At 73.5% G+C, this 20,097-nt stretch carries 13 protein-coding genes; 7 read left to right on the top strand and 6 right to left on the bottom strand.

Going from position 1 to position 20,097, the window contains the following annotated elements; genetic code table 11:
- Positions 1 to 69 precede the first annotated feature (69 nt).
- From MXD57_RS00520 to MXD57_RS00500, 5 genes are all read right to left on the bottom strand, one after another.
- Positions 70 to 3,858, bottom strand: a complete 3,789-nt coding sequence (locus tag MXD57_RS00520) for an Ig-like domain-containing protein (RefSeq protein WP_284504887.1) — start codon at positions 3,856 to 3,858, stop codon at positions 70 to 72.
- A 538-nt stretch (positions 3,859 to 4,396) separates the two neighbouring features.
- Positions 4,397 to 4,555, bottom strand: a complete 159-nt coding sequence (locus MXD57_RS00515) for a DUF7196 family protein (RefSeq protein WP_250399218.1) — start codon at positions 4,553 to 4,555, stop codon at positions 4,397 to 4,399.
- Positions 4,556 to 4,729: 174 nt separating this feature from the next.
- A complete protein-coding gene (locus MXD57_RS00510) occupies positions 4,730 to 5,017 on the bottom strand; it encodes a DUF1360 domain-containing protein (protein ID WP_250399217.1) in 288 nt (95 codons plus the stop codon).
- A 168-nt stretch (positions 5,018 to 5,185) separates the two neighbouring features.
- Positions 5,186 to 7,663, bottom strand: a complete 2,478-nt coding sequence (locus MXD57_RS00505; RefSeq protein ID WP_250399216.1) for a SpoIIE family protein phosphatase — start codon at positions 7,661 to 7,663, stop codon at positions 5,186 to 5,188.
- 125 nt (positions 7,664 to 7,788) lie between these two features.
- Positions 7,789 to 8,169 carry a hypothetical protein gene (locus MXD57_RS00500; RefSeq protein WP_250399215.1) on the bottom strand — a complete coding sequence of 127 codons (381 nt, stop codon included), beginning with the start codon at positions 8,167 to 8,169 and terminating at the stop codon, positions 7,789 to 7,791.
- Positions 8,170 to 8,245: 76 nt separating this feature from the next.
- On the opposite strand from MXD57_RS00500, the gene MXD57_RS00495 reads away from it, so the two are divergent.
- The 3 genes from MXD57_RS00495 to MXD57_RS00485 are packed head-to-tail and all read left to right on the top strand — an operon-like array spanning position 8,246 to position 11,721.
- On the top strand, positions 8,246 to 9,985 hold the full coding sequence (locus tag MXD57_RS00495) for a diacylglycerol kinase family protein (protein ID WP_374114632.1): 1,740 nt from the start codon (positions 8,246 to 8,248) through the stop codon (positions 9,983 to 9,985).
- On the top strand, positions 9,985 to 10,938 hold the full coding sequence (locus tag MXD57_RS00490) for a YihY/virulence factor BrkB family protein (protein WP_250399213.1): 954 nt from the start codon (positions 9,985 to 9,987) through the stop codon (positions 10,936 to 10,938). Before MXD57_RS00495 ends, MXD57_RS00490 begins: the two co-directional genes overlap by 1 nt.
- Entirely contained in the window at positions 10,939 to 11,721 is a 783-nt protein-coding gene (locus tag MXD57_RS00485) for a phosphatase PAP2 family protein (protein WP_250399212.1), read from the top strand.
- Positions 11,722 to 11,768: 47 nt separating this feature from the next.
- Here MXD57_RS00485 and MXD57_RS00480 read toward each other — a convergent pair whose 3' ends face one another.
- A complete protein-coding gene (locus MXD57_RS00480) occupies positions 11,769 to 12,134 on the bottom strand; it encodes an STAS domain-containing protein (protein WP_250399211.1) in 366 nt (121 codons plus the stop codon).
- Positions 12,135 to 12,606: 472 nt separating this feature from the next.
- On the opposite strand from MXD57_RS00480, the gene MXD57_RS00475 reads away from it, so the two are divergent.
- From MXD57_RS00475 to MXD57_RS00460, 4 genes are all read left to right on the top strand, one after another.
- Complete coding sequence (locus tag MXD57_RS00475; protein WP_250399210.1) at positions 12,607 to 16,740, top strand: SpoIIE family protein phosphatase; 4,134 nt, start codon at positions 12,607 to 12,609, stop codon at positions 16,738 to 16,740.
- Positions 16,737 to 17,045, top strand: coding sequence for an STAS domain-containing protein (locus tag MXD57_RS00470; protein ID WP_250399209.1), 309 nt, complete (start codon positions 16,737 to 16,739; stop codon positions 17,043 to 17,045). The genes MXD57_RS00475 and MXD57_RS00470 overlap by 4 nt, the downstream gene beginning before the upstream one ends.
- A gap of 103 nt (positions 17,046 to 17,148) precedes the next feature.
- Complete coding sequence (locus MXD57_RS00465) at positions 17,149 to 17,556, top strand: STAS domain-containing protein (RefSeq protein WP_250399208.1); 408 nt, start codon at positions 17,149 to 17,151, stop codon at positions 17,554 to 17,556.
- Between the two features lie 184 nt (positions 17,557 to 17,740).
- Positions 17,741 to 19,960, top strand: a complete 2,220-nt coding sequence (locus MXD57_RS00460) for a SpoIIE family protein phosphatase (protein ID WP_250399207.1) — start codon at positions 17,741 to 17,743, stop codon at positions 19,958 to 19,960.
- Positions 19,961 to 20,097: the final 137 nt, after the last annotated feature.

The raw sequence follows: 20,097 nt of genomic DNA, 5'->3' as shown, positions 1-20,097 counted from the left end.
GCGGACGCCGCCCCGGTTCGGTCTGTGGCCCGGTTCCCGCGGTTGTCCCGCGCGGTCACCGGCGCCCGGTCAGGGAAGGACGGGGAAGGAGACGAACGTCAGCGGTGCGGTCGCGGAGGACGGGGCGTAGCAACTCGTCCCCGCGAAGGACGCGGTGTAGCTCGTCGCCGTGATCAGCGTGCTGGAGACCGGCAGTGCCGGCGGGGCCAGTGTCGCCACCCCGCTGGCGTCGGTGAGCGCGGTCCCCAGGACCGTCGGCGCGAGCGGCGTGTTCGCGCGGAAGGTGACCAGTTGCCCGGCGAGCGGAGCGGCGCTGGAGGTGACCTTGAGGGTGGCGCTCATCGACGGGATGACGAACGTGCCGTTCGCCCGCACGCGGATCTGGGCCGAGGCCGCCGTCAGCGTGGTGGGAGCCGGGTTCACGGTCACGTTCGCCGTAGCGGCGGAGGGACTGTTGCAGGAGTTTCCGTTGTAGACGGCGGTCACCGTCCCACTGCCGCCCGCGGTGGTGGTGACGCAGGCACTACCGGCGCTGAGCGCGACGGTCTGGACGAACCCGCCTGGGCCGGTGAAGGTGACGGTTCCGGTGGGGGTACCGGTGCCGGGTGCGACGGCGGTGACCGTGGCGCAGTACGTCACCGGCCGGCCGCAGACCACGGGGTTGGGACTGACCGTGAGCACGGTCATGGTCGGAGCGTTGTTCACCACCACGCCCGTGGTCCCGGTCGACGTGGTGAAGCAGCCGTCGCCGTTGTAGACGGCCGTGACCGTTCCACCGGTGAGGCTGCTGGTGGTGGCGCAGGCCGTGCCACTGGCGTTCAGCGGGACGGTGGTGTTGAGTCCGCCGGGTGCGGTGAAGGTCACCGAGCCCGAGGGGGTGCCGGTGCCGGGCGCGACGGCGGTGACGGTGGCGCACACGGTGACGGGTTGGCCGCAGACGGAGGGGTTGGGGTTGACCGTGACGGTGGTGGTGCTGGCGGCCTGGTCGACGGTGACGGGTGTGGTGCCCGTGGAGGTGGTGAAGCAGTCGTCGCCGTTGTAGACGGCGGTGACGGTGCCGGTTCCCAGCGTCGTGTTGGTCACGCAGGCGGTGCCGTCGGCGTTCAGCGGGACGGTGGTGTTGAGTCCGCCGGGTGCGGTGAAGGTCACCGAGCCCGAGGGGGTGCCGGTGCCGGGTGCGACGGCGGTGACGGTGGCGCACACGGTGACGGGCTGGCCGCAGACGGAGGGGGTGGGGTCGACGGTGACGGTGGTGGTGCTGGCGGCCTGGCTGACGGTGACGGGTGTGGTGCCCGTGGAGGTGGTGAAGCAGCCGTCGCCGTTGTAGACGGCCTTGATCGTTCCACTGGTGAGGCTGCTGGTGGTCACGCAGGCCGTGCGATTGACGTCCAGCCGGACGGTGGTGTTGAGTCCGCCGGGTGCGGTGAAGGTGACGGTTCCGGTGGGCCTGCCGCTGCCGGGTGCGACGGCGGTGACGGTGGCGCACACGGTGACGGGTTGGCCGCAGACGGAGGGGGTGGGGTCGACCGTGACCGTCGTGGTGCTGTCGGCCTGGTTGACGGTCATGGACGTGGTGCCCGTGGAGGTGGTGAAGCAGCCGTCGCCGTTGTAGACGGCGGTGACCGTTGCACCGGTGACACCGCCGGGGCTGGGCAGGGGCAGGTGCGCCGTCCCGTCCTGGTCCAGCGTGAGTGTCCTGTTCACGCCGGGTGCGGTCAGGGTCACCGAGCCCGTGGGGGTGCCGGTGCTGGGGGCGGCGGCGGTGACGGTGACGATGGCGGTGACGGGTTGGCCGCAGACGGAGGGGTTGGGGTCGACGGTGACGGTGGTGGTGCTGGCGGCTTGGTTGACGGTGACGGGTGTGGTGCCCGTGGAGGTGGTGAAGCAGTCGTCGCCGTTGTAGACGGCGGTGACGGTGCCGGTCTGGAGGGTGGCGGTGGTGACGCAGGCGGTGCCGTCGGCGTCGAGTGGCACGGTCTCGTCGGGTCCGCCGGGTGCGGTGAAGGTCACCGAGCCCGAGGGGGTGCCGGTGCCGGGTGCGACGGCGGTGACGGTGGCGCACACGGTGACGGGTTGGCCGCAGACGGAGGGGTTGGGGTCGACGGTGACGGTGGTGGTGCTGGCGGCTTGGTTGACGGTGACGGGTGTGGTGCCCGTGGAGGTGGTGAAGCAGTCGTCGCCGTTGTAGACGGCGGTGACGGTGCCGGTCTGGAGGGTGGCGGTGGTGACGCAGGCGGTGCCGTCGGCGTCGAGTGGCACGGTCTCGTCGGGTCCGCCGAGGCCGGTGAAGGTCACCGAGCCCGAGGGGGTGCCGCTGCCGGGTGCGACGGCGGTGACCGTGGCGCACACGGTCACGGACTGGCCGCAGACGGACGGGTTGGGGTCGACCGTGACGGTGGTGGTGCTCGCGGCCTGGCTGACGCCCACGTCCGCCGTGCCCGTGGAGGTGGTGAAGCAGTCGTCGCCGTTGTAGACGGCGGTGACGGTGCCGGTCTGGAGGGTGGCGGTGGTGACGCAGGCGGTGCCGTCGGCGTCGAGTGGCACGGTCTCGTCGGGTCCGCCGAGACCCGTGAAGGTCACCGAGCCCGAGGGGGTGCCGGTGCCGGGTGCGACGGCGGTGACGGTGGCGCACACGGTGACCGTCTCGCCGCACACGGACGGGTCGGGGTTCACCGACACCGCCACAGCGCTGGAGGCCTGACCGACGGTCATGTCGACGCTCTCGGCCGAGCCGGTGAAGCACGTGTCGCCGCCGTAGACGGCGGTCACGGTGCCGCTCTCGAGTGCGATGGTGGTGACGCACGCGGTGCCGTCGGCGTCCAGTGCCACCCTCTCGTCGAGTCCGCCGGGGCCGATGAAGGTCACCGAGCCCGACGGGGTGCCGCTGCCGGGTGCGACGGCGGTGACCGTCGCGCACACGGTGACGGGCTGGCCGCACACCGAGGGGTCCGGATCGACCACCACCGACACCGCGCTCATGGCCGGCTCGACCGTCACGTCCGTCGTGCCCGTCCCGCTCGCGTAACAACCGTCACCGCCGTACGTGGCGGTGACGGTGCCGGTCTGGAGAGTGCTCGTGGTGACGCACGCCTGGCCGCCGGCGTCCAGTGGCACCGTCTCGTCGAGTCCGCCGGGGCCGGTGAAGGTCACCGAGCCCGACGGGGTGCCGACGCTCGAGGAGACCGGCGAGACGGTGGCGCAGAGCGCCACCGACTGGCCGCACACGGACGGGTCGGGGTCCGCCGAGACGACGACCGAGACGGGTGCCTCCTCCACCACGTGCAGCGTCAGGGGAGAGTTCGACGCGTCGAAGTTCTCGTCACCGGTGTAGAAGGCGGCCGCCTGGTGGAAGCCGACGTCCAGGTCGCCGATGGTGACCTGCGCCTGCCCGTCGCCGTCCACCGGGGCGGTCAGCACCGGGCCGTCGTCGCTGACGATGAAGGACACCAGACCGGTGGGGGTCCCCGTGGCCGGGGGGACGGGCGTGACCTGAGCCGTGAAGGTCACCGTCTCGCCGCACTGCGAGGGTTCGGGGTCGAAGGTCAGCGTGGTGGTGGTCTGCGCGAGGGAGACCTCCTGGGTGTCCGAGCCCGCGGACGGGTCGTTCGCCTCGTCCCCTCCGTAGTCGGCCTCCACCGCGTGGAGACCGGCGGCGAGGTCGCCGGTCGTGTACTGGGCCTGGCCGCTCGCGTCGAGCGGTACCGTCGCGACGGCCACGGCGTCGACGAGGAACTCGACGGTGCCGGTAGGGACGGGGCCGTCGACTAATTCCGGCTGTACGACGGCGGTGAAGGTGACCGGCTGACCGGCGACCGACGGGTCGGGCGCGGATGTCAGGTTGGTGGTCGAAGTGGCCATGCTCTGGCTCCTTTCGGATGGCGTACGAGAGCAGGTGATCGCCATTTCGCGGGGTACGGTGCGTGGCCGGAATACGGGCATGCGCGTGGACACATCGGTCCGGTAATGGCCCCTGTTCCGAACGGAGTTGGAGGCGTCACCCGTCGATAGGAGCAGTAGGCGCTTCGGTGAGTGCATTGGGCTAGGAGGGTGACGCAAATGCCACTCGTTCGGCGTAGCGCACTTCGGAGTGCGGGAGGTGTAAAACCCCTTCCGTGCGGCGCATTTGTGTGACCCCGTGCGACGGCCCGGGTGGGAGAAGGGGTCTTCTGCTCGGCCGTCCAGCCCGGCGAACCGCGGGCAGGGCGGCAGTGGGCCCGGAAGTGTATTTCGCGCCGGACGCGGCGCGGTATTCCCACGCGATCACCCGGGATTCGCGGCCTGCCGCGCCATGCAGCAGCCCGCCGGTACACCACACAACTGGTGTACCGGCGGGCTGAGGTGGGGGCGTCCTGCGCGGGATGGGGCCCTTACGCGTTCGTGGCGCCCCGTTTGCGCTCTATCGGCGGACCGCGGTGATGGACCCGTGGCCACCTGACCTTTCGTTGGCGGCGTCGGCCTCCCGCCGGGTGGGGTACTCGCGCGTGACCCCGTTGGGGAGGACCAGTCGGTAGACGATCACGGAACGGCCGACGCGTCCGCAGTTGCAGGGTGCCATGGTCTTCCTCCTTCCGCCGGCCACGTGAGCGGCCGATCAAGGAATCCGGGGACAATTGCGTTACACCGCAGGGGAGTTCGTCCCGTACCCTCTATTCCCGGACGCGGGTACGGCGACACTCCCCGCCATCTGTTCATATGAAATGACCGGCGATGGCGAATATGTGCGGCCGAATCAGTCGAGCCAGTTGCTCGCCAGGCCGGTCAGATAGGAAAGAGTCAGTGCCGTGGCGCCCATCTGGTACCACGTCTCGCCGCCCGCCCAGTAGGCGAGTGCGGTGACGGCGCCGGCGACCCAGACGCTGACGCACCATCCACAGCTGACCAGGTACGCCGGCCGGGATTCGTCGCCGAAACGGTCGGCGACCCGGGAGCGGAATCCCGCCGCGAGGGCGTCTTTCGTGAGGAATCGCGTGACGCGACATACGGTGCCGAGCGACAAGAGGAAGACCAGCACACTCATGGAATCATCGTAGGGTTTCCCCTTCCCGCCCCTCCCGCTTTTCCCGCAATTCCGGCTGTGCGGATTCAGCCACCCCGCGGGGCCACCAGGACCGACTCCAGGGCCCCTGCCTGTTCGGTGGTTCCGGCCTCGCCCACCGGCCGCGGAGCCACCCTCACGACACCGGTGTCAGGGGGCGGGCGGGCCCGTGCCCGGCCGGGGGATGGGCAGTTCCGCCCAGATGACCTTGCCGTTCTCGGTGGAGCGGGTGCCCCAGCGCAGGCCGAACTGGGCGACGAGGAACAGTCCTCGGCCCCCCTCGTCCCCCAGCCTGGCCCGTCGCAGGTGCGGAGAGGTACTGCTGTGGTCGGAGACGGCGCAGATCAGTTTGCTCTCGGTCCGGATCAGCCGGAGCGAGATGGGGGGCTGGGCGTGCCGGACGGCGTTGGTGACCAGTTCACTGACGATCAGCTCGGCGGAGAACGACAGTTCATCGAGCCGCCACTGCGCCAGGCGGTCGCCGGTCAGTTTCCGTGCCCGGCCCACCGAGGCGGGCTCGAAGGGCAGGCTGAGGGTGGCGACGTTCTCGGCCGCGATCGGGCGGGGCCGGGCGACGAGGAAGGCGACGTCGTCCGGCGGGTGTTCCGGCAGCAGTGCCTGCTCGATGATGTCGCAGATCTCCTCCAGCGGCCGGTCCGGGTGGGCGAGAGCGAAGCTGATGCGCTCCAGCCCGGTGTCCGCGTCCCCGTCGGAGGCGGTGAACAGCCCGTCGGTGTAGAGGGCGAGGACGCAGCCGTCCGGAACGTCCACCTCGGCAGACTCGAACGGCATCCCGCCGACGCCCAGCGGGGGGCCCACGGGGATGTCGGGGAACTCCACCGCCTTCTCCGGGTGGGCGAGGGCGGGCGGCGGGTGGCCGGCGCGGGCGAAGGTGGCCCGGCGCGTGACCGGGTCGTAGATGCCGTAGAGGCACGTGGCGCCGACCACGCCCTGGACCCCGGTCGGGTGGGCCGCGTCGGCCTCCTGGGCCAGGCGCTGGACGAGGTCGTCGAGATGGGCGAGCATTTCGTCGGGTGGCAGGTCGATGTCCGCGAGCGTGTGGACGGCGGTGCGGAGCCGCCCCATGGTGGCCGCCGCGTGGATGCCGTGGCCGATGACGTCTCCGACGACCAGTCCCACCCGGGCACAGGCCAGGGGCAGCACGTCGAACCAGTCGCCGCCGACCCCCGCCTCGGTGTCGGCGGGCAGGTAGCGGTACGCGGCCTCGACGGCCGTGTGCGCGTGCAGCTCGTGCGGGAGGAGGCTGCGCTGCAGGGTGAGCGCGGACTGGTGCTCGCGGGTGTAGCGGCGCGCGTTGTCGATGCACACGGCGGCCCGGGCGGCGAGTTCCTCGACGAGCAGCATGTCGTCCTCGGCGAAGGGTTCCGGGGTGCGCCAGCGCATGAGGGTGGCCACTCCCATGGTGATGCCTCGCGCGCGCAGCGGAACCACCAGGTGCGAGTGGATGCCGAGGGTGCGCATGCGGGAGCTGCGCTCGGCGTCCCGGAGCAGCCACGGGCTGGACGGGTCCAGGACGGCGTTGAGCACGGGAAGGCCGACGGCGAGGCAGTGCCACTGCGGGGTTCCCTCCGGGTAGGCGACCGGTTCCCCGGGTGTGACCACCGCTTCGGGCAGGTCCTCGCGCACGGAGACGTGGACGGCCCTTCGCATGTCGCCGTGCCGGCCGGCGGACCGCGCGTCGGGTTCCCGGCCGTCCAGCACGTCCGCGAGCAGATCGACGGCGACGAAGTCGGTGACCTGCGGCACCAGGACCTCGGCCAGTTCCCCGACGGTGCGGTCGAGGTCGAGCGTGCTGCCGATCAGGACGCTGGCCTCGTTCAGCAGGGCCAGGCGCCGTTGGGCGAGGTGAAGGTCCGTGACGTCCACCGACTCCTCGCAGACACCGAGCGATCGGCCCTCGTCGTCCTGCAGCCGGTAGTAGGACAGCGACCAGACATGTTCATGGTCGGGATCGGACGGGGGGCGGCCCCGGTAGTGCAGGCCCACGACGGTCTGCCCGGTGTCGAGCACCGTGCCCATGAGCTGGGTGACCGTCGCGGGGTGATGCGCGGACAGCACCTGGCTGCCCGGATACAGCTCGTCCTCCCTGCGGCCCACGTACTGGGCGAACGGTCCGGGAAGTTCCTGCCGGGCCGCTGCGTTCGCCCAGGCCACACGCAGATCGGGGCCGTAGATCGTCATGGCGACCGGGGACTGCGTCGTGATGCCCTGCAGCATGGCCTGCGGCATCTGCCCGGCCGCGAAGTCCTCGGCGTCCGTGAGGAGCAGCAGGAGGGCCGGACCCTCCGCCGTGTCGACGGACCGCCGACCGGTCACCGCGACCCGCAGCGGACGTCCGGAGACATGGCGGAAGGCGACCTCGTGCCGGCGCCCGGAGCCGGGCCACCGGGTGAGCCACGCTCCGGGCCGCTGCCCCTCGGCCCGTTCCGTCAGCGCGTCGATCGAGAGCCCGAGCACGTCGTGCGCGCGGTATCCGAGCAGCCGCTCGGCCTCCGCACTCCAGCCGGTCACCAGACCCCGGCCGTCCAGCACGACAGCGGCGTACCCGGCACTCCTCCGCGCGTCGCCGAGGCCCACGGCCTCGTAACCACTCGATGAGGTGGTCATCGCATGTTCAGTCCTTCGACCCCCGGCTGCCGGGCGGGCCCGCCCGCTCTCTCAAGGATCGGCCCGCATCGGGCGCGGCACAAACGCCCGCCCTTCCGGATCCGGGAAAGCGCTCCGGGACCGCCTCACGGGGGGTCGCCTCCGGTCCGGCCGCCCTCCGCGTCCCGCTCGTGCGGCGCCCCGGCGGCCGTCAGCGCGGCCACCGCCTCGCGCAGGCCGTCCGGCAGCGGCATTCCCGCCGTGGAGTCGGCGAGGCGGCTCCGGCCCGGCCCGCACAGGAGCACCGGGACGCACGTGCGCCCGCCGCCTCCGATGCCCTCGAGGTGGCGCGCCGGCGGCACGTCCGCGGCGCGCGGGCTCTTCGCCCCGGGCCGGTACCCGGATGCGGCGCCGGTCCTCCCGCGAAGGACGGCGCCCACCCGCCCGCCCCTCCGGGGGCCGGTCACCACAGGAGGGGGCGACGACCCGCCGGTGCCGTCCGCCCGGTCGGTGGTCTGGTCGTTCACGGAGCGGGCATACGGCGTTGAGCCGGACCAGCGTCCGGTGAACTCCGTCGCCAAGCGCCGAACGAGAGGGGCTCTCATGTCGACTGCCGCGCCCGGTAGACCCGCCGGGCTTTCCGGGGAGGGGGCCGGCGGGGGAACCGGCGCCGCCGGCGTGGTCCGCCCCCGGATGCCGCGTGGGATCGGCCGGTCCATCAGGTCGATCGGCGCGCTGACCGTCTGCCAGACCGCCCTCATGGTGGGCCTCGGGCTGCTGATCACCGGCCCGGCCCGTCACCTCTGGCCGCTGGCGGCCGAGGACCGGGTCGACGAGTCCCTCGCGCGGGCGCGTACGGCCACCCTGACCACCCTGTCCTCCATCGCCTCCGAGGCCGGCAACACCATGACGGTCATCGCCGTCACCCTGGCGACCTGCCTGGGCCTGATCCTGGTACCCCGGCTGCCGATGTGGCGGCAGGCCTCGTTCCTCGCCCTCGCCGTGGCCCTGCAGTCGGCGGTCTTCCTGGTCATCACGACCGCGGTGGACCGTCACCGCCCCGAGGTGCACCGGCTCGACGGCTCACTGCCCACCTCCAGTTACACCTCCGGCCACACCGGCGCGGCCACCGCCGTCTGGGGCGGCCTGGCGGTGCTGGCGCTGACCCGGCTGCGCGGACCGTGGCGGACGGCGGCGGCCTGCCTGCTCTGCGCCGTCCCGCTGCTGGTCGGACTCGCCCGCCTCTACCGGGGCATGCACCATCCCACCGATGTCGTGGGCGGCCTCGTCAACGGAAGTCTGTCGCTGCTGATCGTGGGGCGCGCCCTGCTCGCCGACGGGCGGGTGTCCGCTCCCCCCGCCGACCCGACCGAGCCCGCGCCCGCGGCCGGCGCCGCCCTGCCGATCCCCGGCAGCACCGCCGTGATCTTCAATCCCACGGTCACCGACCGGGCCGGGCGCGAGACGCTGCGCCGGGTCCTGGAACAGCACGGCCACCGGGCGCCGGTGTTCGTGGAGACGACCGCCGACGACCCGGGAGGCGGCCAGACGGCCGGCGCGCTGCGCGACGGCGCGACACTCGTGGTGGTGTGCGGCGGCGACGGCACGCTCCGCGCGGCCGCCGAGGCCCTGGCGGGCAGTGACGTGCCGCTCGCCCTGGTGCCCTGCGGGACCGGCAACCTCCTGGCCCGCAACCTCGGCCTGCCGTCGGCACCGGCCGACGCCCTCGACGCCGCACTGCGCGGCACGACCCGCCGTGTGGACCTCGGACGCATCGAGGGCGACGGTCTGGCCCCCGCGCACTTCGCCGCCATGGCCGGCGCCGGACTCGACGCCGCGACGATGCGGCGGGCCAACGCCAACGACCGCGCCAAGTCCCTCCTCGGCTGGCCCACCTACGCGCTCGCCGTGCTCCGCGAACTGCGCGGCCCGCGCATGGGCGTCACCATCCGTCTCGACGGCGCGCCCGCGCTGCGCCGCACCGCCCGCATGGTGCTGGTCGGCAACGTCGGCAGCGTCCAGGGCGGTGTGACCCTGCTGCCGGCCGCCCGGCCCGACGACGGACGGCTGGACCTTCTCATCCTGGACCCGCGCGGCATCGCCGGCTGGCTGCGCGCCCTGCGGACGCTGCTGCGTCCCGGCGGGACGGCGTCCGGCCGGGACCGGCACGAGGACGCGGGCGGCGCGCCCGTGGAGTTCCGCACCTTCCGGCGCGCGGAGTTCGCCTTCGACGCCCCGCAGCCACGCGAACTGGACGGCGACCCGGTGGCCTGCGGCCGGCGCCTGACCGTGGAGGCCGTGCCGGGGGCCCTGACCATGCTGCTGCCGACGCGGGAGAAGTGATGGGCACCGCCACGAAGGTTCCCGAGACACGGGACATGAGCGGAGAGGAACTCTCCGGCGACGAGGCATGGGCGGCGCTGCGCCGCTACGGCGGCTGGTCGCTGCTGCGGGACGTGTTCGTCCGCTTCCGGTACGCCGACGGCTTCACCCACTCCCGGGCCCTCGCCCTGCAGACGGTGCTCGCCCTCGTGCCCCTGAGCATCGCCTTCGTCGGGCTCTCGACCAGCCTGCACACCGAGAACGTCGGCAAGCTGGCCGAACTGACGATCCACCGGATCGCCCAGGGCCCCAGCGCCCATGTCGTGGACGACGCCCTCGACCGCGGCCGGCGGACCGCGGGTGACGGCGCCGCCGTCGCCCTCTGGTTCGGCGCGCTCTTCTCCCTGGTCAACGTCACCACCGCGATGTGCCAGATCGAGCGGGGCGCCAACCGGATCTACGGCAACGAACGCGACCGCCCCTTCCACCTCAAGTACCTGCGCGGACTGCTGATGTCCGTCGGCGCGGGCCTCCCGCTCGGCCTCGGGTTCGTCGTGATGGTCGCCGGCGACGACCTCGCCTCGGCTGCGGTGACCGTGTACCACCTGGACTCCAGCACCCGGGCGGCCTGGGACGTCCTGCGCTGGCCCTTCGGGCTGCTGCTCGCGCTCCTCTCCGCGTGCGTCGTCTTCCGCCGCTCACCGCGCCGCAGGCAGCCCGGCTACACCTGGCTGGCCTTCGGCGCGGCCGTCTACCTGGTGCTGTGGATGACGCTGACCTGGCTGCTGAGCCTCTACCTGGACCTCAGCGGCTCCTTCGACACCGTCTACGGCCCCCTGAGCGCCTTCATGTCCCTGCTGCTGTGGGCCTACCTGACCTCCGTCGCCCTCTTCCTCGGGCTCACGTTCGCCGCGCAACTGGAAGCGGCGCGAGGCCGTCGTCCGGGCCCGGTCCAAGCCGACCCGGGAGTCTGAATGCCCGGACCGACCGCACCGCGCACCCTTCGAGACCGACGTATGCGGGCCGACCGCAGGTACGGCGCCCGGCTGCTCGGCGGCGCCGCCCTCGCCGCGGTGGCCGCGGTCGCCTTCGGGCTGCTGCTGACCCTGGTCGAGGGCCAGTGGCGGCCCCTGCGGCACCTGGACACCTCCGCGGCGCGTGACCTGCACGCGTACGCCCTGCGCCATCCGGGGTGGACGGACGTGCTGCACCTGCTGTCCGACCGGATCTGGGATCCGTCGACGCTGCGCGCGGCCGTCGCGGTGCTCACCGGGTGGCTGCTGTACCGCCGGGCCTGGCGGCTGGCGGCCTGGGCGGCGGTCACCGCCGTGGCCGGGGGGCTGATCGGACTGCTGGCGAAGATCGTGGTGGAGCGCGCCCGGCCCGCTCTGCACGATCCGGTGGCGCACGCCGCGGGCTACTCCTTCCCCTCCGGCCACGCGATGACGGCGACCACGTCCTTCGCCGTCTTCATGCTGGTCCTGGCTCCCCTGGTGCCACGGGCCTGGCGGGTCGCCTGCTGGTGCGTCGCCGTGTTCTGCGTCCTCGGGGTCGGTTTCACCCGAGTCGCCCTCGGCGTGCACTGGTTCAGCGACGTGCTGGGCGGCTGGCTGCTGGGTGTGGCCGTCGTCTCCCTCACCGCATGGGCCTTCGAGGCCTGGCGCGCCGACGCCGGGCGGCGCCGCACCCCGGTGAGCCGGGGACTGGAGCCCGAACTCGGTGAACCCGAACCGGAGCCCGGCCCGCCGGCCCGCTGACCGGCGCCCCCGGTCCGGGCGGGGCGCGGGGACGTCACCGCCGGACCTCAGGCCGCTCCGAGCGCGTCGACCGCCTCCTCGACGCTGGGGTACAGCGCGAGGAGCTGGTCGAGGCCCGCCACCCGGAAGAGCTGGGCCATGGCCGGGCTGAGCCCCGCGACCGAGAACGAGGCGCCCACGGCCCGGGTGCGGTGGTAGGCGGTGATGATCTCGGTCATCCCCGTGGAGTCGCAGTAGTCGAGGGCCGACAGGTCGGCGATGACGCCCGCGCCGGGGCTGCGCAGCACGTCCGCCATGGCCGTACGGAGCCCGGGGCCCGTGTAGTGGTCCAGCTCTCCCGCCAGGCACACGACCACGGGCCCCGACGGGCTGGGTCGCGTGCTGATGGAGAGGGCTCCCTCCGTCTCGTTCACCAGGCCTCCTGTGCGGTGAGCGCCGCGCCGGGGCGGCGGACCGCGGTCCCGGCGGTCCTATGCGGACCGGCCGCCCCGCCGCGCCGGGGAGCGTGCCTCCGAGGACCCCGTGCGCGTCCACGGCCGTGCGCTACCGGAACAGGTTTCCCGATTCGCCCGGATCATCCGCCCGGAGCCCGGCCGATCCGCCCGGTGGGTCGCAGGCCTTCCCCGAGCGCCGGGCCTCGCGGGTGTCTGAGAGAATGCCCGCCGAGGCGGAGGAGTCGTCGCTCCGGGGAGCCGGCGGAGAGATCCGGCGGGGTGGCGCGGCGATCACGGGGCAGACAGGCCGTAGGCGCGCGGTCGGAGTCTCGCGCGTGCGTTCGGCATGAATCATGAACAGGGCCCCACGGGGCCGCCATGAGGGGACGGGTGTCGCGTGGGGCGTTCGGGCGAGGCTGGGCACGGACCGCGTCCCGCGGGGGAGGGCGGTGTGTTCGCCGCCGACCGCGAGGTGGGCCGGGACCTGGCCGAGGTGGACTGGGCCGGCACGCCCCTGGGCCCCCCGGGGGAGTGGCCGCAGAGTCTGCGGACGGCCGTCAGCATCCTGTTGTCCTCGCGCTTCCCCATGTGGATGGCCTGGGGCGAGCAGCTCACCTTCTTCTGCAACGCCGCCTACCGGCGGGACACGCTGGGCCGCAAGTACCCGTGGGCTCTGGGGCGGCCGGCGAACGAGGTGTGGGCGGAGGTCTGGGACGACGCCGGCCCGCGCATCGAGACCGTGCTCACCACGGGCGAGGCCACCTGGGACGAGGGGCTGCTGCTGCTCCTTGAGCGTTCCGGCTACAGCGAGGAGACCTACCACACGTTCTCCTACAGCCCGCTGCGGGACGACGTCGGCGACGTCGTGGGCATGCTGTGCGTGGTGACCGAGGACACCGACCGGGTGATCGGCCAGCGGCGCATGGCCACGCTGCGTGACCTGGGCTCGGACCCGAGCCTGATCCGCACCGAGCAGGAGGTGCTGGCCTTCGCGGACGGGCAGCTCGGGCACAACCGCAAGGACCTGCCCTTCACCCTGACCTACCTGTTCGACGGCGACACCGCCCGCCTGGCCGGGGCGAGCGGCATCGGCGCCGGCCACCCGGTCGCGCCGGCCACCCTGGCGGCGGGCGCGAGCGGCGGTGTGTGGCCGGCCGCGGTCCCGGCCGGTGGCGAGGCCGTCCTGGTCCCCCTGACCGGGGACGCCTTCGCCGGCCTGCCCACGGGGGACTGGTCCGAGCCCCCGCTCCAGGCGCTCGTGGTCCCGCTCCTGCGGCAGGGCGGCGCCCCCTACGGCTTCTTCGTGGCGGCACTCAACCGGTACCGCGTGCTGGACGAGGGCTACCGGGGGTTCGTCGAGCTGGCCGCGGGTCACATCGCCTCCGGTATCGGCAGTGCCCGCGGCTACCAGGCGCAGCAGCGGCGTGCCGAGGAACTGTCCGAACTGGACCGGGCCAAGACCACCTTCTTCTCCAACATCAGCCATGAGTTCCGGACCCCGCTCAGCCTGATCATGGGCCCGGTGGAGGAGCTCCGCGACCGGCTCGCCGGCGCGGAGGGCCCGGTACTCCAGGAGCTCGACGTCATCCGCCGCAACGGGCTGCGGCTCGGCAAGCTGGTCAACACCCTGCTCGACTTCTCCCGGATCGAGGCCGGCCGTATGCAGGCCCGGTACGAACCGGTCGACCTGGCCGGGGTGACCGCCGAACTGGCCAGCGTCTTCCGCTCCGCGATGGAGCGGGCCGGACTCGCCTTCGACGTCGACTGCCCGCCGCTGGACGAGCCGGTGTACGTCGATCGCGGCATGTGGGAGAAGGTGGTCCTCAACCTGCTGAGCAACGCGCTGAAGTTCACCTTCCACGGCGCGGTCCGCGTCGTGGTCGGCACCGCGGGCGAGCACGCCGTGGTCACCGTCACCGACACCGGTGTCGGGGTGCCGGAGGCGGAGCTGCCCCGGGTGTTCGAGCGCTTCCACCGCATCGAGAACACCCGCTCCCGCTCCAACGAGGGCAGCGGCATCGGGCTGGCCCTGGTGCAGGAACTCGTCGGTCTGCACGGCGGCACGATCGGCGTCGAGAGCGGCGAGGGCGAGGGCACCGCCTTCACCATCCGGTTGCCGTTCGGCACGGCCCACCTGCCTCCCGGCGCCGTGGCGCCGGAAGCGGGGGACACCGTGGCGTCCGCCACCGCCGACCCCTACGTCCTGGAGGCCCTGCACTGGCTTCCGGGCGGCGATCCCGCCGGGGCGGCCGACGACCCGGTCGGGCGGGCCGGTGCGAGCACCGCCGGCACCGGCCCGGCACGGGGAACGGGCGCCCGGGTCCTGCTGGCCGACGACAACAGCGACATGCGCGAGTACCTGACGCGGATCCTGGACGGGGCGGGATACCAGGTCACCGCCGTCGACGACGGGGCCGAAGCGCTGGCCACCGCCCGCCGTGACATCCCCGACCTCGTCGTCAGCGACGTGATGATGCCCCGGCTGGACGGGCTGGAACTGGTGGCCAGGCTGCGCGGGGACACCCGCACCGCCTCGGTGCCCGTGCTGCTGCTGTCGGCGAGGGCCGGGCAGGAGGCGTCGATCGAGGGGCTGCGGGCGGGCGCCGACGACTATCTGGTGAAGCCCTTCGCCGCCGCGGAGCTGCTGGCCCGGGTGCGCGCGAACGTCGAACTGGCCCGGTTGCGCGGTCACCACGTCCGCTGGCGGACCGCGCTGATCGACTCCCTGCAGGAGGCCTTCTTCGTCTGCGACGAGTCCGGGGCCGTGGTGGAGATCAACGCCGCGTTCACCGACATCCTCGGGTACGGGCCGGAGAACCTGCCCTACGCGCCCGTCCAGCCGTGGTGGCCGCGGGCCGCCACCGACCCCGAGGCGCACCGCCGGGTCGGGGACGCCTTCTCCGGCCTGCCGGAGCGCGACCAGGGTTCGTACACCGTCCCGGTCACCCACCGCGACGGCCACCGGCTGTGGATCACCGTCACCTACAGCAAGGCCGAGGACCCCGACACCGGACGCCAGGTCACGGTCGGCACCCTCCGCGACGTCACCGCCGAGCACTACGCCGTCCGGCGCGAGACGGCACTGGCCGCCCTGAGCACGGCCCTGTCCACGGCCGCGAGCCTGTCCGAGGCGCTCGCCGGGGCCCTGGGCGGGCTCAAGACCCTGTGGGGGGCGCGGAGCGTGGTGGCCGCCCTCTTCGGGGGTGGTGACACACCGGTCCTCACCACCACGGAGGAGCCCCGGAACGGGGAGTCCCGGAGCTGGGAGGACCTGCCCGCGGCGCGGCGGGAGGCACTGACCGCGCTGCGCGGTCAGCCCTCGCTCACCCCGGTGACCGAGGACGGCGGTGCCGGAGTACCGCTCGAACATCCCGACGGGCCACTGGTCCTGTGGATCGATCTCGGCGCGTACCGGCCCTTCACCGCCGAGGACCAGCTCCTGCTCTCCCTGCTGGCCGGGCACCTCGCGCAGGGGCTGGTGCGGGCGCAGCAGATCGACCAGCAGCGGGAGACCGCGATCGCGCTGCAACGCGCCATCCTCGGCCCGGCCCGGCTCCCGGACGGCTTCGCCGTGCGCTACGAGCCCGCCACGCGTCCGCTGGAGGTCGGGGGTGACTGGTACGACACCGTCGCGCTGCCGGACGGGCGGATCGGCATCGTGGTGGGCGACTGCGTCGGGCGCGGCCTGGAAGCGGCCAGCGTCATGGGCCAGCTTCGCAGCGCCTGCCGCGCGCTGATGCTGCAGTACGCCGGCCCGTCCCGGACGCTGATGGCCCTCGACCAGTTCGCCGCGAGCGTCCCCGGCGCGCTGTGCACGACCGTCTTCTGCGGTGTGCTCGATCCGGCCACGGGGGAGCTGACGTACTCCAGCGCCGGGCATCCGCCGGGCATCCTCGCCCTCCCGGACGGCACCACCCGGTTGCTGGAGGAGGGGCGCTCCCTGCCGCTGGCGGTACGACCGGGCAGACAGCGCCCGGAGGCCACCTGCACCCTGCCCGCACGGTCCACGCTGCTGCTGTACACCGACGGGCTCGTGGAGCGTCGCCGGCGTCCGCTGAACACCGGGATCGATCAGGCCGGCGACGCCGTGCAGGACGGCCGTGACGTGCCCATCGACGATCTCGCCACCGAGGTCATGTCGAGGCTCGCGCCCGTCGGCGGGTACGACGACGACGTCGCGCTGCTCCTCTACCGCCATCCGGCGCCGCTGGACATCTCCTTCCCGGCCGAGTCGTCACAGCTCGCGCCGGTCCGCAAGGCGCTGCGCGGTTGGCTCGCCCAGTGCGACCTGCCGGCGAACACGGTGCAGAACGTGCTCGTCGCCGCCGGGGAGGCGTGTGCCAACGCGATCGAGCACGGCCACCGGCACGCTCCGGGGGACGCCGTGCGACTGCGTGCGGAAGCCCTCGTGGACAACCTGCTGCTGACGGTGGCCGACAGCGGCCGGTGGAAGGTCCCCAGGCCCGACCCCAACGCCCACCGCGGCCGGGGCGTGGCCCTCATGCGCGCCCTGATGCAGGACGTCAGCATCACCCCCGGTCCGTCCGGCACAACCGTTGACATGCAGATGAGGATCCCCAGATGACCAGCCCCCTCACGCTCACCCCCGGCAGACGCGCGGACGGTACTCCCCGGCTCGCGGTCGGCGGCGAGATCGACATGAGCAACGTCGGCTCGCTGGCCGAGGCCCTGGACCGGGGTTCGGGCCCCCTCGTCCTGGACCTGACCGCGGTGGAGTACCTCGACAGCGCGGGGCTGAGCGTGCTCTTCGCCCACGCCGACCGCCTGGAGCTCGTCGTCACACCGCTGCTGGAGCCCGTCCTCACCGTCTCGGGCCTCTCCGGCCTCGTCACCGTCCGCGGCCCCGGGGACGACGGGCCGAGGCCGTGACCGGTACGACGCGCGGAACCGGGCGGCCCGTCCCGGCCGCCAACCGCGGCACGAACCCCACCGGGCACGCCACCACCGTGCCCGAGACCTACGGCCAGGAGTGATGACCGAAGTGACCGAGACCCTGGACGTGACCGTCCGGTACGCGGGCGACAGCACCGCCGTCGTCCATGTCTCCGGAGACGTGGACCTGCACACCGCCGCCACCCTGCGCGCGCATGCCCTGGCCGTCGTGAACGAGGGCGTGCCGAACCTCGTCCTGGACCTGGCCGGGGTGGACTTCGTCGACTCGACCGGCCTCAGCGCCTTCATCGGCCTCCTGCACACCACCCAGCAGGCCGGCGGTTCGCTCAGGCTCGCCGACGTCCCCGACCGCCTCACCCGCATGGTGACCATGACCGGCATCTCCGAGCTCATGCCCATCCACCCCACGGTCGCCGACGCCCTGGCCGGCGGGACCGCCGACAACGCACCGGGGCGCGCCGGCGAGGGCGCCGGTGCCGGCGGCTGACACCGGCGCCCTCGCCGCCGACGGGCCGCGGGCCGCTCGGCCGCGGCACACGGCACCCGGTCCGCCCCGGGCATGCTTGGACCCGGCCGTTCGGCGCATACGACCCTGAGTGAGGCATCCACCGATGCGTGGGAGACGATGGCCCGCGGAAGATCGGGTCGGACGCCCGGCGAGGGGAGGCGAGATGACGGCTGAGCGTGAGCGGCGGCCGACCAGCGGAATCCGCCGGTCCCAGGCCGCGCGCGACATGGACGGCGACCTGTCGCCGCTGTTCGGAACGTCCACCGCGCTGTTCGCGTCCATGGCAGGGCCCGCGCACGTACTGGAGGCGGCGAACCCGGCCTTCTTCGCGGCCGTCGGCGGCGGGCGGCGCGAACGCGTCGGTGTGCCGCTGGCGGAGCTCGTGCCCGAGCCGGCCTCGCAGGGGTTCATCGAGCTCCTGGACCAGGTGTACCGGTCGGGCGAGCGGCACGTCGGCCGCGACGCCCGTGTCGTCATCGGCGCCGGCGACCAGGCCGACGAGGCGTACTTCGACTTCACCTACGAGGCCCGTCGCGACACCGGCGGCAACGTCATCGGCGTACGGATGATCGGAGTGGAGACCACCCAGGCCAAACACGCCAGGCGGCTGGCCGCCGAGCAGCGTGCGCTGCTGGAGCAGATCGCGCGCGAGGCGCCGCTGCACGACGTGCTGGAAGGCATGTGCAGGACGATCGAGGAACTCTGCCCCGACGTGATCGTCTCGGTCCTGCTGGCCGACGCGGACGGCCGCCACCTCCGCCACGGCGCGGCCCCCAGCCTGCCCGACCACTACAACCAGGCCATCGACGGCATCGCGGCCGGCGAGGGAGTCGGCTCCTGCGGCACCGCCGCCCACCGGCGCCGGGCCGTGATCGTGCGCGACATCGCCACCGACCCGCTGTGGGCCGACTTCCGGGCCCTCGCCGGCCGGGCGGGGCTCGCCGCCTGCTGGTCGACGCCGATCCTGGCCGGTGACGGCCGGCTGCTGGGCACCTTCGCGATGTACCACCGCACACCCCGCGCACCCCGCGGCACCGACCTGGCGCTCGCCCGCACCTTCGCCGACACCGCCGCCCTCGCCATCGAGCGGCACCACATCGAACAGGCCCGGCGGGCGGCGGACGCGCGGGAGCAGGCGGCCCGGGACGACCTCGCCTTCCTGCTGACCGCGAGCACCGCGCTGTCCGGCGGACTGGACGAGCAGCAGACCCTGCAGCGGCTGGTCACCCTGGCCAGCCCGGCCCTGGCACCCCTGGCCGCCGTGGACCTCGTGGAGAGCGGACGCGTGCGCCGGGTGGTCACGGCCGCCCCGACCGCCGAGGCGCGCACCCTGCTCGCCGCCCACGCCCCGGCCCGCGCCGCCGAGGACGACGCCGTCACCCGGGTCCTGGCCTCCGGCCTGACCGAGGTGGCCCGCCGTACCCCGACCGGCCCCGGACCCTGGCGCGATCTGGGTGTCACCGGCCACGTGTGCGTGCCCCTCGTGGACCGCGGGCGCCCCTTCGGCGCGCTGACCCTGCTCTCCACGGACGGGCACAGCTTCGACGGCCACCGGGTCGCCCTCGCGGAGGAACTGGCCCGCCGCGCCGCCTCGGCGACCCGCAGCGCGCGCCAGTACGCCCAGCGCGCGGCACTCGCCCGCGACCTGCAGACCGGCCTGCTCCTGCCCGACCTGCCCGAGGTACCCGGCGCCCGGCTCGCAGCCTTCTACCACCCGGCCGGTGAGGGGCTGGAGATCGGCGGTGACTTCTACGACGTCTTCGACCGCGGCGACGGAAGCTGGGCCTTCATCCTCGGCGACGTCTGCGGCCGCGGCGCCATGGCCGCCACCACGACCGCCCTGGTTCGCCACACCGCGCGCGCCGTCGCCCCGCTGCTGGACGATCCCGTCGCCGTCGTCCAGGCCGTCGACAAGGCGCTGAACGACCGTCACACGCACCAGAACAACGGCTTCGTCACGCTTGTCTACGGCCATCTCGCGCCGGTGGCCGACGGACTCGCCGTCCATCTCGTCCGGGCCGGGCACACCGCGCCCCTCCTGCTGGACTCCGACCACGTGGTGGGCACGGTGGAGGCGCCCGGTGGGCTGCTCGGCATCGGCATCCCGACCAGGCTCGCCGCGCGCCGCTTCACGCTGCGCCCGTCCGAGAGCCTGTTCCTGTACACCGACGGCATCACCGAGTGCCGGGCCGCCGGCACCGACCAGTACGGCGAAGTGCGGCTGGCCCGGGCCCTGGCCTCCGCTCCGACCCGGCCGAGCGCGACCGATGTCGTGCGGAGCGTGGCGGAGGACGTCCGGAGCTTCATGAAGGGCCGGGACGTGGACGACGACCAGGCGGCTCTGGTCATCACCGCCGACGCGCCGGAGCCGGACGGCGGCTGACGGGCCCGCCCCGCCGCCGGCTACGGGGCGCCTGGCGCGGGTCGCCGAGGGCTACCGGGCCATGGACGAGCGCCGCGCCGCCAAGGCCCTCCTGAGGCCCTGACCCCCGGGCCGTCACACGGTGCGCGCGGGCCGTC

The sequence above is a fragment of the Streptomyces cellostaticus genome (assembly GCF_023630175.1).
GTDB classification, from domain to species: domain Bacteria; phylum Actinomycetota; class Actinomycetes; order Streptomycetales; family Streptomycetaceae; genus Streptomyces; species Streptomyces cellostaticus_A.
Note: the sequence above shows the minus strand (reverse complement) of the source record. Positions and strands in the feature narration are given on the sequence as shown.